Source organism: Streptomyces sp. NPDC034049 (genome assembly GCF_055575575.1).
This window is the reverse complement of record NZ_JBVISJ010000004.1, coordinates 196,370-211,458: the sequence shown is the minus strand read 5'-3', so window position 1 is coordinate 211,458 and position 15,089 is coordinate 196,370. Positions and strand designations below refer to the sequence as shown.

General features: G+C 73.0%; 11 protein-coding genes. 1 reads left to right on the top strand and 10 read right to left on the bottom strand.

From position 1 onward, the window contains the following. Positions 1 to 8 precede the first annotated feature (8 nt). The 5 genes from ACZ52C_RS14160 to ACZ52C_RS14140 all read right to left on the bottom strand — a co-directional run bounded on the left by ACZ52C_RS14160 (position 9) and on the right by ACZ52C_RS14140 (position 6,486). A complete protein-coding gene (locus tag ACZ52C_RS14160) occupies positions 9 to 857 on the bottom strand; it encodes a sugar phosphate isomerase/epimerase family protein (protein ID WP_469074978.1) in 849 nt (282 codons plus the stop codon). Between the two features lie 30 nt (positions 858 to 887). Beyond that, positions 888 to 1,880, bottom strand: coding sequence for an SCO3242 family prenyltransferase (locus ACZ52C_RS14155; RefSeq protein ID WP_469074977.1), 993 nt, complete (start codon positions 1,878 to 1,880; stop codon positions 888 to 890). 102 nt (positions 1,881 to 1,982) lie between these two features. After that, a complete protein-coding gene (locus ACZ52C_RS14150) occupies positions 1,983 to 3,395 on the bottom strand; it encodes a phytoene desaturase family protein (protein WP_469075338.1) in 1,413 nt (470 codons plus the stop codon). A 283-nt stretch (positions 3,396 to 3,678) separates the two neighbouring features. Next, positions 3,679 to 4,524, bottom strand: a complete 846-nt coding sequence (locus tag ACZ52C_RS14145; protein ID WP_469074976.1) for an inositol monophosphatase family protein — start codon at positions 4,522 to 4,524, stop codon at positions 3,679 to 3,681. 96 nt (positions 4,525 to 4,620) lie between these two features. After that, the gene (locus ACZ52C_RS14140) at positions 4,621 to 6,486 is read right to left on the bottom strand and encodes a gamma-glutamyltransferase family protein (RefSeq protein WP_469074975.1); all 1,866 of its coding nucleotides are present in this window, start codon (positions 6,484 to 6,486) and stop codon (positions 4,621 to 4,623) included. A gap of 537 nt (positions 6,487 to 7,023) precedes the next feature. Between ACZ52C_RS14140 and ACZ52C_RS14135 the strand changes: the two genes are divergently transcribed. Beyond that, entirely contained in the window at positions 7,024 to 7,308 is a 285-nt protein-coding gene (locus ACZ52C_RS14135; protein ID WP_469074974.1) for a hypothetical protein, read from the top strand. 642 nt (positions 7,309 to 7,950) lie between these two features. Here ACZ52C_RS14135 and ACZ52C_RS14130 read toward each other — a convergent pair. The 5 genes from ACZ52C_RS14130 to ACZ52C_RS14110 form a co-directional block, all read right to left on the bottom strand. Continuing rightward, the gene (locus tag ACZ52C_RS14130; RefSeq protein ID WP_469074973.1) at positions 7,951 to 9,408 is read right to left on the bottom strand and encodes an aldehyde dehydrogenase family protein; all 1,458 of its coding nucleotides are present in this window, start codon (positions 9,406 to 9,408) and stop codon (positions 7,951 to 7,953) included. Between the two features lie 687 nt (positions 9,409 to 10,095). Continuing rightward, on the bottom strand, positions 10,096 to 11,580 hold the full coding sequence (locus tag ACZ52C_RS14125) for an aldehyde dehydrogenase family protein (RefSeq protein ID WP_469074972.1): 1,485 nt from the start codon (positions 11,578 to 11,580) through the stop codon (positions 10,096 to 10,098). A 146-nt stretch (positions 11,581 to 11,726) separates the two neighbouring features. Beyond that, on the bottom strand, positions 11,727 to 12,638 hold the full coding sequence (locus tag ACZ52C_RS14120; protein WP_469074971.1) for an SDR family NAD(P)-dependent oxidoreductase: 912 nt from the start codon (positions 12,636 to 12,638) through the stop codon (positions 11,727 to 11,729). 144 nt (positions 12,639 to 12,782) lie between these two features. After that, complete coding sequence (locus ACZ52C_RS14115; RefSeq protein WP_469074970.1) at positions 12,783 to 13,424, bottom strand: response regulator; 642 nt, start codon at positions 13,422 to 13,424, stop codon at positions 12,783 to 12,785. 26 nt (positions 13,425 to 13,450) lie between these two features. After that, a complete protein-coding gene (locus ACZ52C_RS14110) occupies positions 13,451 to 15,067 on the bottom strand; it encodes a GAF domain-containing sensor histidine kinase (RefSeq protein WP_469074969.1) in 1,617 nt (538 codons plus the stop codon). Positions 15,068 to 15,089: the final 22 nt, after the last annotated feature.

Below are 15,089 nucleotides of genomic sequence, written 5' to 3'. Positions count from 1 at the left end.
GGGGCGGGTCAGGTCGTCGCCGCGCGCAGGAAGTCGAGCGAGCGGCGGGCCACTTCGGGGGCGTCGAGGGAACCGCCCTGGATCTCCACGGAGACCAGTCCGCGGTGGTCGAGGTCCTGGAGGACGGCGAGCACGGGCGGGAAGTCGATCTCGCCGGTGCCCAGTTCGAGATGCCGGTGGACACCCCGCCGCATGTCCTCGATCTGCACGTTCAGCAGACGCGGGGCGGCGAGGCGCACACACTCCAGCACGGTCCGCTCCTCCACGCAGTGCGCGTGCCCCACGTCGAGGGTGATCCCGAACAGTTCGTGCCCGCCGACCAGTTCGGCGAGTTCGAGGCAGCGCTCCACGGTGTCGACGAACATGTAGGGCTCGGGTTCGAAGGCCAGCGAGACGCCGAACTCCTCGGCCGTCTCCAGGACGGTCTCGACGCCCGCCGCGAGCCGCTTCCACGCGTCCCGTTCCGGCAGTCCGTCGTCCGGCGCGGGCCCGCTGCACAGGTGGACGGTGGGCGAGCCGAGGTCGGCGGCGATGCGTACGGCCCGTCGCAGCAGGTCGATCCTGCGCTCGGACCCGTCCGCCATGAGGGTCGGGTGGTGCTTGCCCCAGGGGTCGAGGAGGTAGGGCGCGCCGGTCTCCACGGTGACGTCCAGTCCGTGCCGGGCCAGGTCCCGGGCGACCGCGGTCACCCGCCGGGGCAGGTCGTCCGCGTACGGGTCGAGGTGGCCGTGGTCGAGGGTGAGGGCGACGCCGTCGTAGCCGAGGTCGGCGAGGACCGCGAGGACGTCGCCCAGCCGGTGGTTGGTGAAGCCGTTGGTGCCGTAGCCGAATCTGAGGGGGGTGGAGGGCGGGGTCATTCCGGCTTTCTCCTGCGGAGGTCGTGCTGTTCAGGTGGGGGATATGCGCCGGGCGAGCCGCCGCGCGAGGGGGTGCACGACGCCGAGGGCCGCCGCCGCTGCCGTGGCTCCGCTCCGTGCGGTCAGCGCCGCCTGGAGGGGCATCAGCCCGAGGATGCCGGCCCCGACGGCCCGCCGGACGTTCTCGCCCGACGGTTCCCGTACGGCACGGGCCTGGGCCGTTCCGTAGCTGCCGAGGTAGGTGAGGGCGCCCGCGGCCACCACGGCGGCCCGGGCGGCGGCACCGGCACCGGCGCGCCCTTGGAGGCGCCCGGCACGCCAGGCGACGGCGGTGCGGGCGGCCGGGAGTGCCGTGGCGAGGGCGGTGGTCGTGGAGGCGGCGAGGGTCGCGGCCGGCAGCCGGGCCGGGGCGCCCGAGATCTCGTGGCGGCTGAGGGCGGTGAGGGTGTACGTGTGGGCGCCGACCAGTGCGGCGGGGACGGCGCCGCGCAGCAGGGCGGTACCGGTCCCGGTGGCGCGGTCCGGTCCGCGTCCGGCGACCAGCGCGCCCGCGAGGACGTCGAGGGCGCGCGCGGCCGCCATGGCGGCCGGTCCGGCGGGGGTGGACTTGAGCTTCAGGTCGTACGCCCAGACGGCGGCGGCGAGCGGAAGCGCTCCCATGAGGCTGCGGCGGCCCCCCGAGGCGGCGGCGAGCGCGAGGCCGCCGGCGGTCAGGGTGCCGGCGACGGCGAGGGCGGTGCGGCGCGGGACCCGGCCCGACGGGACGGGACGCTCGGGGCGCTCGACCGCGTCGACCGTGGCGTCGGCGTAGTCGTTGAGGGCCATGCCGGCCCAGTAGAGGCAGACGGACGAACCCATCACACCGACCGTCCGCACGCCCAGCGGGTGGCCTGCGGCGGCGGCGCCCGCGAGCACATCGCCGGGGACGCTCAACGCGGCCGGGGCGCGGACGAGTTGGGCGAGGTCGGCGAGGCCCGTGGCAGGCCGCGGGCCGGAGTCCGGAACCGCTCTCCGATCTTTCATGGCGGCAACTTACCCATGCGACTTGACCATTCACGTGGAGAAAGGGTGAAGACCTTTGTCGATTCGTGATGTTGTCCGAATGTCACTCGGTACTGCGGTGACTCAGCGTTCCTGCCGGAGCCGCCGCCACACCGCCTTGGCCGCGTTGTGGCCCGACATGCCGTGGACGCCGGGGCCCGGCGGGGTGGCCGAGGAGCAGATGAACACGGCCGGGTGCGGGGTGTCGTACGGGCGGAGCGAGAGCCTGGGGCGGAGCAGCAGTTGGAGGCCGGAGGCGGCGCCGCAGGCGATGTCGCCGCCCACGTAGTTCGCGTTGTGCGCGGCCAGTTCGGGCGGGCCCGCGGTGGCGCGGGCGAGGACGCGGTCGCGGAAACCCGGGGCGAAGCGCTCCAGTTGACGCTCGACGGCGTCCGTCAGGTCGCCCGTCCAGCCGTTCGGGACGTGGCCGTACGCCCAGAAGACGTGCTTGCCCTCGGGGGCCCGGCCGGGGTCGACCAGGCTGGGCTGCACGGTGATGAGGAAGGGCCGGTCGGGCGCGCGGCCCTGCCGGGAGGCCGCGTCGAGCGCCGCGCCGATCTCGGCCCTGCTCGCGCCGACCTGGACGGTGCCGGCGCGACGCGCCTCCTCGGCGGTCCACGGCACGGGGCCGTCCAGCGCGTAGTCGAGCTTGAAGACGCTCGCGCCGTAGCGGTAGGCGTCGTAGTGGCCGCCGAAGCCCGCGATCCGGGCCAGCGCGGTGGGTGAGGTGTCGAAGACGTAGGCGCGGGCGGGCGGCAGGTCGTCGAGGCGCTTGACCTCGTAGTCGGTGTGGACGGTGCCGCCGAGGTCCTTCAGATAGGCGGCGAGCGCGTCGGAGATCGCCTGCGAGCCGCCCCGGGCGACCGGCCAGCCGGCGGCGTGCGCGGCCAGGGCGAAGACCAGACCGACGGCGCCGGTGGCCAGGCCCCCCAGCGGGGCGATGACATGGGCGACGAGTCCGGCGAAGAGCGCCTGGGCCCGCTCGTCCTTGAAGCGGCGCATCAGCCACGTCGAGGGCGGCAGGCCGACGAGGCCGAAGCGGGCCAGGGTGACCGGGTCCCGGGGCAGAGCGGACAGCGGCAGCGACATGAAGTCCCGGACGAGCGTGTCCCACCGGGGCAGGAAGGGCTCGACCAGCCTGCGGTACGCGCCCGCGTCACGCGGCCCGAACGAGGCGGCCGTCTCCCCCACCGAGCGCGACAGCACGGCCGCCGAGCCGTCGAGGAAGGGGTGCGCCATCGGGAGGTCGGCGTGCAGCCACTCCAGGCCGTAGCGGTGGAGCGGCATCGCCTTGAACGCGGGCGAGTTGACGCCGAGCGGGTGGGCGGCCGAGCAGGGGTCGTGGTGGAAACCGGGCAGGGTCAGCTCCGCGGTGCGGGCGCCCCCTCCCACGGTGTCCTTCGCCTCGAACACGGCCACGGAGAACCCGCGGCGGGCCAGCTCCACGGCGGCCGTCAGGCCGTTCGGCCCCGCCCCCACCACCACCGCGTCGAGCATCGACGGCACGTCCGGACCCCTTCGTCGTCGGCCGATGACCACCAGGCCCCGCCCCCCGGCTTCCGCCGTCGGCAAAACCTGCGCTCAGGATATGCCGAGGCACCGACGGCACCGCTCACGGGTGGCCCGCGCCGACGCCCGCCCCGGGCCGTGCGGGTGCGGCCCGCCCGCGCCGCGCAGGTGTGTCACCCGCCCTGAGCGCGCGCGGGTGCCGCTCGCGCGGAGCACGCGGTGCCGCTCGCCCTGAGCACGCGGGGGCCGCTCGCCCAGGGCCGCGTGGGCCTCAGGCCCCGCTCGCCAGCAGTCCCGCCACCCGGCGGGCCGTGGCCGCGTCCCGGGCCGCGGTGAACGGCAGGGTGTTGCCGCCCGTGATGCGGAACGGCTCGCCGGACAGGGTGAGGTGGGCGCCGCCGGCCTCCTCGACCAGCAGGAGGCCGGCCGCGTGGTCCCAGGCCGCTTCCCAGCTGAAGGCGACCGCGTCCAAGTGGCCCCTGGCGACGGCGAGATACTCGAGGCCCGCCGAGCCGCAGGCGCGCGGGGACACGCCGTCGGTCCAGAGGCCGAGCAGGGCCCGCTTCTGCTCCTCGGTGGTGTAGTCCGGGTGGGAGGTCGCTATGTCGAGGGCGCGGCCCGGGTCGGGCGACCCGGCGCGCAGGGGCTCGCCGTCGAGCGTGGCCCCCCGGCCGCGGACCGCCACGGCGAGCCGGTCCAGGGCGGGCGCGTACGTCCAGGAGGCGAGCAGGACGCCGCCTCGGGCGAGGGCGACGAGGGTGCAGAAGCCGGGCTCGCCGCGCACGAACTGCCGGGTGCCGTCCACCGGGTCGACGATCCAGACCGGTGCCTCGCCCTGGAGCGCCTCGTACGACGCGGGAGCGGCGTGCACCGCCTCCTCGCCGACCACGACCGACCCGGGCAGCAGCGCGGGGAGCGCCTCGGTCAGATACAGCTCGGCCTTGCGGTCGGCGTCGGTCACCAGGTCGTGCGGGCCGCTCTTCTGGTCGACCTCGTGCGCGGCGAGCTGCCGGAAGCGCGGCATGATCTCGGTGGCGGCGGCCTTGCGGATCGCTTCCTCGACGTCCGAGGCGTGCCGGGCGAGAAACTCGTCGATGGTTTCGTTGTCTTCGATCATGTCTCCATGACAGCACGCGGCACTGACAATCCCCACCCGTTCGGTGTATTCGGGAGGGAATCGCCGTGAACTCCGGGTGCCGGGGCCCGGCCCCGCTCAGCGCCCGACCGCGTAGCCCTGCATGCCGCGCGGATTCGCCGCCGCGGACAGCACCCCGGTCCGCGGGTCGCGCGCGACCGCGCACAGCCGGCCCTCGGACCAGTCCTCGCCGACGACGACGTCATGGCCGCGTCGGCGCAGTTCCTCGACGACCCGCGGCGGCGTCCGGGACTCGACGGTGACGCTGCCCGGGCGCATGCCGCGCGGGTAGAAGGAGCCGGGGAAGCTGTCGGTGTGCCAGTTGGGGGCGTCGATCGCGCCCTGGAGGTCGAGCCCGCCGCGCACCCGCGGGCGGACGGCGACGGCGAGGAAGAAGTGCAGCTGCCACTGGTCCTGCTGGTCGCCGCCGGGCGTGCCGAAGGCCATGACGGGCACCCCGTCGCGCAGCGCGAGCGACGGGGTGAGCGTGGTGCGCGGACGGCGGCCCGGGGTGAGCGTGTTGGGCAGGCCCTCGTCCAGCCAGGCCATCTGCAGTCGGGTGCCGAGCGGGAAGCCCAGCTCGGGCACCACCGGGTTGGACTGGAGCCAGCCGCCGCTGGGCGTGGCGGCGACCATGTTTCCCCAGCGGTCGACGACGTCGAGGTGGCAGGTGTCGCCCCGGGTGGCGCCGTCCGCCGCGACCTCCGGCTCCCCCGGCACCGGCGACCGGGGGCTCTTCGCCACGGTGGGTTCGCCGGCTCCTCCCGGCCTCTTCGCGACCGTGGGCTCGCCGACCCCCAGCGCGTCGAAGCCCGGTTCGTCGGTGACCACCACGCGCGCGTGCGCGCTCAGCCGTGGGGTCCGGCCGCCCGGCGCGCCCGGCAGCAGCTCGTGGGAGGCGGTGTCGCCGACGAGCGCCCGCCGCCCGGCGTTGTACTCCTCGGACAGCAGCTCGGCGAGCGGCACGGGCGCCGCGTCCCCGTACCAGGCCTCCCGGTCCGCCATGGCGAGCTTGCAGCCCTCGACGAGGAGGTGCATGTACTCGGCGGACCCGTACGGGGGCATCTCGGCCGGCAGCAGGGCCAGTTGCTGGAGCAGGACCGGACCCTGGCTCCAGGGGCCCGCCTTGCACAGGGTCCAGCCGTTCCAGTCGTACGTCGCCGGTGCCTCGTAGGTGGCGGACCAGGCGGCGAGGTCGGCCAGGGTGAGTGTGCCGGTGTGCCGTTCGCCGCTGGTGTCCAGGGTGGGCCGGCCCGCCTGCCGGACGAGGGCCTCGGCGACGAAACCGGAGCGCCACACCGCGCGCGCCGCCTCGATCCGGGCCTCCCGGTCCCCGGCCCCCTCGACCTCGGCGAGCAGCCGCCGCCAGGTCGCGGCCAGGGCCGGGTTGCGCAGCAGCTCGCCGGGCCGGGGCGCCCGCCCGTCCGGCAGGTACACCTCCGCCGACGAGAGCCACTCCTTCTCGAAGAGGTCCCGCACGGACTCGACGGTCGCCCCCACGTTCTCCACGGGCGCGTGCCCGTCCTCGGCGTACCCGATGGCGTACTTGAGGACGTCGGCCAGGTCCTTGGTGCCGTGATCGCGCAGGAGGAGCATCCAGGCGTCGAACGCGCCCGGTACGGCGGCGGCCAGGGGGCCCGTGCCGGGGACGAGTTCCAGGCCCAGCCCCCGGTAGTGCGCGGCGGACGCCCCGGCTGGGGCCACGCCCTGTCCGCACAGCACCCGGACCTCGCCGCCGGCCGGGGCGAGGAGGATCGGCACCTCGCCCGCCGGGCCGTTGAGGTGCGGTTCGACGACGTGCAGGACGAAGCCCGCCGCCACGGCCGCGTCGAAGGCGTTGCCGCCGTCCTCCAGGACCGCCATCGCCGACTGCGAGGCGAGCCAGTGCGTGGAGGACACCATGCCGAAAGTGCCTTGCAGGGTGGGGCGAGTCGTAAATTCCATATCTGACCTCGGTGTTCACGTGTGTCGGTCGGCCCGGAACGGGCCGCGGGGAGAATCTGGGGAGAAGGAGCGCGGGGCCGTCTCCTCCAGGCAGGACCCGTTGCCCCTACTTTCCTGGCCGGCCGTTGAGGCCCGAAACCGCTGCGCTCGCGGAGTCGACGTGCGCAGCGGATCAGCGGCAACCCGTCTCATCTGGCGAAACGGGTCCCCTTGGTGGGCACCGAAATCTCCTGTCGCACGCTGCCGCTCCGTTACGCGGACCCGTCGTTCTCGCCGACTCACGACGCCCCCACGATCGCGATCCCGGTACCGCAGGTGGAGAAGCTCGGACGCCGAGTTGCCCAGGATCTCGATACCTTGGCCCGTCAGCCAGGCGGCTGATCCAGCCGGCCTGCGGTGACCGCCTTCACCGTGGCCATTTCTTCGTCCGGCACGTCCTCTTCCGGCGTACAGCGACGATGACCTGTGCGTTTGTACCGAAGACGCGGCTGCGGATCGCCCGAACCCGGCGGCGACGTGCACCACACACTCCTGCGCGTGACCGTCACCGGTGAGGACCAACTGGTCATCCTCCGCTTCGCACCTCGTCCGGACCGGCAGTTCAACAGCGAGCGCGCCCTGATGCTCGACGAGTGCGCGGCTCTGCCCTACCTCGCGCCGATCGCCCCGCTGATGCCCCGGCTCATCGCCGACGGCTTCACCCACGAGGTCATCGAACGCGACGTCATGGTCCGAACACTCCTGGACGGCGTTTCCTGCCGCCTCGCGGCTCGGCGCCTACCCGCGCACCACCTGGCGGATCTCCTTACGGCAGCTCAGTGAGGTCGCCCGCACCATCCATGCGGTGCGCGGCCCGCGGTTCGGCGGCGTTGCCAGCCCCGGCTCGGAACCGCAGCAGTACCTGATCGGCCAACTCCTGCGGTTCGGCTCGCCGGCGTGACACCCCCGCCACGATCACCGGTACAGCCCCGGTAGGCCACTTCAGGGGTGAACACATAGCGGGACGGATATCACGAATGGTGCCGCTGTACGACTCACTGGAGCGCGCCCGGGGCTGTGCGGCACCTGGTCGGGGTGCCGCACAGCCGCGATGGGAGCGTCAGGACGGCAGGTGCCACTGTCGGCTAGTGCCGCCGTTACAGCTCTCGATCACGAGCCGGGTGCTGTCACTCGTGCCGCCGCCCGAGGGTGAGGCACTTGCCGAAGGCTTTCAAGACCCCGCACAAGCTCCGGCCGCGGCTCGCCCGGCGGACTCGGGCGCGTACTGGCGCGCCCGCAACCTCGACCGAGATCCGGACCATGGGCGGGCCGACAGGCCACTGGTGTCGTACTCGCCGAAGAAGCCGGGCTGCTTCCAGACGCAGAACAAGGGCGCCTGACCGCCTGGGCGTTGCGGGCCGACGACGTGCAGTCCCTGCCTCGCACGAGGCAGGGACTGCACGGTTCTCTCAACGGTTCTGTGGCTCACGCCAGGGATATGACAACCGATTTGGTCTTCGTGTACTCCAGGAGTGCCTCCGGGCCGGATTCCCGTCCGTAGCCTGACTGCTTGACGCCGCCGAAGGGCATGGACGGGTCGAGCATGGCCCAGTCGTTGACCCAGACGATGCCGGCCTGCAGACGTGCGGCGACACGGTGGGCGCGGGCCAGGTCGGACGTGTGCAGACCGGCGGCCAGCCCGTAGGCCGTGCTGTTCGCCAGTGCGACGGCCTCGTCCTCCGTGTCGAAGGGCTGGACGGTCAGGACTGGGCCGAAGACCTCCTCCTGCACGGTTCGGGCGTCGTTGTCCAGGCCGGTGATGACCGTGGGCTTGTAGTAGTAGCCGCCGCCGAGTTCCAGTCGTTCACCGCCGATGACGACCTGGCCGCCGTCTTTTCTGGCGAGTTCCACGTATCTCTCGACGTTCTCCAGGTGCCGTTCACCGGCCATCGGGCCGACCACGGTGACCGGGTCGAAGGGGTCGCCGACGGGTACCCCGGGCACGGCCTGCGTGAGGATGCCGACGACGGTGTCGTGCAGGGAGCTGTGGACGAGCAGCCTGGGTGCGCCCATGCAGAACTGCCCGGTGTTGTAGACGAATCCCTTGATGACCGCGCCGACCGCCTTCTCCATGTCTGCGTCCTCGAAGAGGATGTGCGGGGCGTTGCCGCCCAGTTCCATGGTCACGGGCTTGAGCCGTTCACCCGCCGCAGCGGCCACGACACGGCCGATTCCGGTGGAGCCGGTGAAGGCGATCTTGTCCACGGACGGGTGGCGTACCAGGGCCTCACCCGTGGCGCCTCCCCCGGTGACCACGTTCACCACACCGGCGGGCACCCCGGCATCGGTGAGGATGTCAGCCATCAGCAGCGCGCTGAGCGGCGTGTCCTCGGCCGGCTTGTGCACCACGGTGTTCCCGGCCGCGAGTGCCGGGGCCAGCTTGGAGGAACTCAGGATCAGCGGGAAGTTGAACGGGGTGATCAGCCCGCACACGCCGACCGGATCCCGCTCGGTGTAGGCATGGGCGGGGATCGGGATCTGCCGGGTGGCCCCGTCCAGGCTCTGTGCCAGCGCGGAGTAGTACTCATAGGTCTCGGCCGCCGTCTCCACGTCCACCGCCCGGCACAGCGTGACCGGTTTGCCGACATCCAGGCTTTCGACGGCGGCGATCTCGTCTCCCCGCTCACGGATCAGGCCGGCCGCCCGGTTCAGCACACGGGCGCGCTCGCGGGCCGGGGTCCGGGACCACGGTCCCTCGTCGAACGCCTCGCGGGCGGCGGCCACCCCGGCGTCGAGATCGGCCTCGTCGGCCTCCGCGACCGTGGTGACGACCTGGCCGGTGGACGGGTCCACGACGTCACGCCGCCCCCCGGACTCCGCCTCCCGCCACGCTCCGGCGATGAACAGTCCGCCCGGTTCGATGTGCGGCCGCTGGACACTCATGATCCGCTCGCCTCCTCGGTGCGACCCACGGCCGTCACCGTGCCGATGCCGGTCGCGCCACTGCGACCGGCAGGTTTTCGGATGATGACCGCGCACCGGCCGCCGGAGAAAGAGGTAGGGGACGCAGCGGGGGAAGTGGAGACGGATGACGTAGTGCGGGCCCGACATTCGGCCTTCAGCGGTCGGTCATTCAGGAGTGGCGGTCTTTCGGGAGCGGCGGTCTTTCGGGAGCTGCGGTCTCGGGAGCGGCGGTCTTTCGGGGGTCGGGACATGCGTCGTCGACGCCCGTCCCGGCGAGCCGCTCGCATCCAGCGCTGTCGACGGGACCGGCGGCTTCGTCGACGATGCCGCACTCGCCGAGGACGCCGCCCGGTTCACCGCGTCCTTCGGCGCACGGCTCCACCGGCTGCCGCCGGGGCGGCGCGGCCGCGGGCGGCGGTCCGCTGATGGGCGTCGCCCCTGGCACCGGGGCGCCAGACAGGTCGGCCCGTGTACGACGCCCCTGCGCGGCGGCGGGGCGGGCGCTCTTCGGCCGCGACCTCTTCTTGGGCCACCCGGCGTCCCACCATGTGGCGCCGTCTCGGTGCCGGTCGTCCGACAGTCGACCGCCGGTTGGTCACCTCCCGGCCGTGTCCCGGCCACCGAGGCGGTCCGGGGCACGGCCGGGAGGCGGACAGGAAGCAGTGCTCAGCCGCCCGGCACGGTGACGGTGTGCGCCTCGGTGAAGGTGAGCAGTCCGTCCGGGCCCATCTCGCGGCCGATGCCGCTCTGCCGGAAGCCGCCGAACGGGGCCCGGTCGTCGCACACGACGGCGTTGGCGTGGTTGATCCACGTGGTGCCGGTGCGCAGCCGCTCCGCCAGGACAAAAGCGCGGGCGGGGTCGGCGCTCCACACCGAGGAACACAGCCCCGACCAGTCGTTGTTGAGGTGCTCCACCACGGGATCGAGGTCGTCGAACGGCAGGATCGGCAACGCCGGGCCGAACTGCTCCTCGGTGACGATCCGCAGGCGGGGGTCGGGGTCGAGGACGAGCGCCGGGCGCAGGAAGTGGCCACCCGAGGCCGCGACTCCCGCCTCCAGCGTGCCCCGTTCGCGGATCTCGGCCCCGGCGTCCGCCGCCTCGGCCAGCATGGCGACCACCTTCTCGCGCTGACCCGCGCTGTTGAGTGGGCCCAGCGTGGAGGCGGGGTCGGACCCCGGGCCCACGCGGTGGGCGTCGAGGGCGGAGGTGAGCTTGTCGATGAGTTCGTCGTAGCGCGACCGGTGGACGTACACCCGTTTGACCGCCATGCACACCTGGCCACTCGTCAGGAAGGCGCCGTGCGTGAGGCGTCCGATGTGTTCCTCGTCCAGTACGGCGTCGTCCAGGACGATCGCGGGGTCATTGCCGCCGAGTTCCAGGGTGACCGAGGCGAGGCTCTGCGCGGCGGCGGCCATGATGTGCCGGCCGGCGGCGGTACTGCCGGTGAACACGATCTTCCGCACCCGCGGATCGGTGAGCAGCGGCTCCACCGCCTCGTTGCTTCCGGTCACGACGTTGAGCACGCCGGCCGGGAGTCCCGCGGCGAACAGTTCCAGGGTGCGCACCATCGCCAGCGGCGCGGTGGGCGGGGGTTTGACCACCGCGGTGTTCCCGGCGAGCAGCGCGTAGGGCAGGCTCGCTCCGAGGATCGCGATCGGCCAGTTGAACGGCACGATGACGGTGACCACGCCCATGGGCAGCCGGTGGATCCGTGAGCTCAGCGGCGGGCCGTCGAGGTGCCGCACCTTGTCCAGGGTGTCGACCAGGTCGAGCGCCGCCCGCGTGCGTGCGACGAAGACTCCCATCTCCACCTGGCTCTCGAAGGAGATCTTGCCGTTCTCGCGGGTCATCAGGGTCGCCCGCTCGGCCGCACTGTCGTCGAGCAGGCCGAGCGCCTCCTCCATGATCTCCGCCCGCCGCCGGGCGGGCGTGGCGGCCCAGTCGGCGAAGGCGGCATCGGCGGCGGCGACCGCCGCGCGGGCCTGCTCCCGGGTCGCCGCTGCGGCGTACCCGACGATCCGGTCGGGGGCGGCGGGATCGTGTACGGCTGTGTGGCCGTCGGTCTCGACGGTCTTGCCATCAATGAGCAGCCCGGTCCGCACCTCGGTGGCCTGCGGTTTCTCTGATCTGGTACCAACCTCTTGGGACATGCGGCTCTCCTGGCGGTTGTATGGAGGCGTGGCCGAGGCGGCCGGCCGCGCCCCGGAGGGATCCGGTCAGGCCGTCAGCCCGGCCACGGTCCGGCCGTGGCGCGAGCGGGCGGGAGTTCGGGGCAGTGCTTCTCGTGGCACACAGGTCAGACGCCGCCGATGGCTTCGAGGTCGAGCGGCGTGGGCCTGAAGTCCTGCAACTGTTCCGTGTACGCGCCGGCGAACAGTCCGCTCACCGACTCGGCCGTCCAGCCGCCGGGGCGGAGCTGCTCGGACACCTCGCCGGGGTGCGTCCACAGGGCGATCCGGTCGCCTCCGGCTGCGATGGCCTGCCCGGTGACATGGCCCGACTCCTTCGAGGCCAGGTACACGATCACCGGGGCGACATCGTCCGGCGAGCCCAGCCCCTGGCGGCGGGCTCCCTCGGGAACCGGCTCGCCCGCGTCCACCTTCGCCACCAGGTCACCTAGGCGCGGCATGGTCGCGACCATGCGGGTCAGGGCGGTCGGTACGACGGCGTTGACGGTGACGTCGATCTTCCCGAGCTCGGCAGCCCAGGTACGGGTCATCGCGACGATCGCGCCCTTGGCGGCCGAATAGGCGGTTTGGCCGAAGCTCGCGCGCTGGCCCGCGGGTGAGCCCACGAGGATGAGCCGACCGCCGTCACCCTGCTCACGGAAGCGGGCCGCCGCGGCGCGACCGCAGGTGAATGTGCCCCTCAGATGGCTGGTGACGACGAGGTCGAAGTCCTCGTCGGTCACGTTGCGCAGGGTCCTGTCCCGCAGCGCGCCGGCGTTGGTGATCATCACGTCGAGGCGGCCGAACTCGGCGACGGCACGCTCGACCAGGGCGTCGGCGAGCTCGGAGCCGCCGACCGCGCCGACATGGGCTACGGCGGCGCCTCCCGCCGCGGTGATCGCGTCGACGGTTTCCGCGGCCACGTCGGCGTCCAGGTCGTTCACCACGACAGCGGCACCCGCTGCCGCCAGCGCACGGGCGTAGGCCCGCCCCAGGCCACGGCCCGCACCCGTGACGATGGCGACTCGGCCGTCGAGCATGTTGTCCTCCTGAGCAGGGAGTCGGTAGGCGTTCTCCCGAGCGTAGGTACGCTCCGGTCCTCGAAGGATCTGCCCGATGACTGCTTCGGCGGCCGTCCTGTGTCCTGCCGGGACCGGGACATGTGTCGCGGTCGAAGGCGTCGCTCAGCCGCGCGGCGGTACCAGTCCCTGCCGTACGGCGAACAGCGCCGCCTGGGTCCGTGACGTGAGGCGCAGCTTGCGCAGCACGTTGCTCACATGCGTGCGGGCCGTGCGCTCGCTGATCACCAGTTCGTCGGCGATCTGCTGGTTGGACCGTCCCTCGGCGACGAGGACGAGGACATCACGCTCGCGGGTGGTGAGCGCACCGAGCCCGGTCGGCGGCGCCACGATCTCCTGGGTGAGCCCTCGGGCGACCGCGGGGTCGAGGAAGACCTCTCCGCGTGCCGCCGCGCGGATCGCGGAGACCACCTCGCCGGCCTCCGCGTCCTTGAGCAGGTACCCCGCGGCCCCCTGGGCGAGGGCGGCGTGGACGCGCTCCATCTCGCCGAAGCTGGTGAGCACCACGACCCGTACCCCAGGGTGGTGTTCCTTGATCAGCCCGATCGCGGTGGGGCCGTCCATCCTGGGCATGAGCAGGTCGATCAGCACCACGTCGGGCAGCTCGCCGTGGGCCGCCATCGCGTCCAGCCGGGCGAGCGCCTCCTGCCCGTCGGCCGCCTCCGCGGCGACCTCCATGTCGCCCAGGACTTCCAGGTAGGCGCGGATGCCACGGCGTACGACGGCGTGGTCGTCCACGATCAGCACCCGGGTGGGCCGGCGCTCCCCGCTGCTCAGAGCCGCACCGTCAGTGGGGAGTTCGCGGAGTTGTCCGGGTCCTCGGGGGACGGGTCCGGCACCTGTACGGGCAGGGGTATGACCACGCGCACGACCGTACCCCTCTGCGCGCGCGAGCTGATCCTCATGGTGCCGCCCCATCGTTCCGCCCTTTCCCGCATCGTCGTCAGTCCGTAGCCCTCCGCGGCTCCCCGCGCGCCGACGCCACGGTCGCCCTGCGGAGGAACCGGCCGCGCGCTCGGGTCACGCAGTCCGCGGCCGTTGTCCGAGACGCCTGCGGTCAGGGTGTGGCCGTGGACGCCGAGGCGGACGGTGGCGAGGGTGGCCTCCGCGTGTTTGACCACGTTGTGGATGGCCTCCGCGATGATCCGGTAGGCGTCCTCGGCGAGTTCGGGGTCGATCGAGTCCAGCCCCCGCCCGAACCGGAGCCGGAAGTCAAGACCGGTCCGGTTCTCGGTGCTCCTGACGAGCGTGCGCACCGTCTCCTCCAGACCGAGGTCGGCGGTGGAGGACGGACGCAGTTCGTGCACCATCGCCCTCAGGTCGGCGAGCACGGTCCGCGAGAGCGTTCCGATCTCGTCCGCGAAGCGCCGGACGGCCTCGGCGGGCACCGGTACGCCGCGCGCCCCGAGTACGCCCACCGCGTTGGCCTGCATGCCGATCGAGAACACCTGCTGGACGATCGAGTCGTGCAGATCCCGGGCCAGGCGCTGGCGTTCGTCCTGCCGGGCTCCGTCGCGTTCACGCTGCAGCAGTGTCGCGTAGTCGACGGCGAGGGCGGCCTGTTCGGTCATGGCGGCGAGGAACTCCAGCGTGCGTGTGCCGACCTCCTGGCCCGGCGCGAAGTACGCGTTCAGCACACCTTCGGCGCGGCCGCGCACCATCAGCGGCACGCTGACGAAGGAGTCCCAGGCCAGTTCACCGAGATAGTCGTGCAGCGGTTCCCAGGCCGGGTCCGAGCGGATCTCCGCCCATCGGTGGGGGACGACGATCGGTTCGCGTGCCTTCAGGGTGTCGAGCATGACCAGTCGGGCGCCACGGTCGCGGCACTCCAGCAGACGGTCGAGGAACGCGTCCGAGCGCCGTAGACCGGCGGAGCCCATCAGCCGCAGTTCCCGGCCCGTGCTGTCCAGGATCAGGATCTGCACCCCTGCCAGTCCGTCGGTCTGGACGATCTGCCGGGCGACGGCGTCAAGGGTCGAGCCCAGTGATCCCTCGGAGGCCAGGGCGACGGAGGTCCGGGCGATGGCCGCGACCCTGCGGTGGCGGTGCCCCTCGTCCGTCACGTCGCGGAAGGACACGACCTTCAGGCTCGGGTCGGCCGGCAGGTTGCGGGCCCGGTAGGCGAACTCGCGGCGCGCCCCGGAGCCGGTCACCCAGTGGGCCACCTGCTCGTCCGGCTGGTCCTCCAGCAGCCCCGGGCAGGTCGTGGGCTCCGTGGTGAGAGCGAACGGAGCGGGGGCACCGATGAGATCGGCCTCCCGGCGCGCGCCGCACAGCGCGACCGCCGCGGGGTTCAGCTGGACGAAGCGGCCGGCGCAGTCCACCACGGCGAGGCCGTCCACGGTCGCGGTGGCGACCTCGCCCCATTCGACGAGCAGTGCAGCGGACATGGCCTGTCTCCTCATCAGCCGC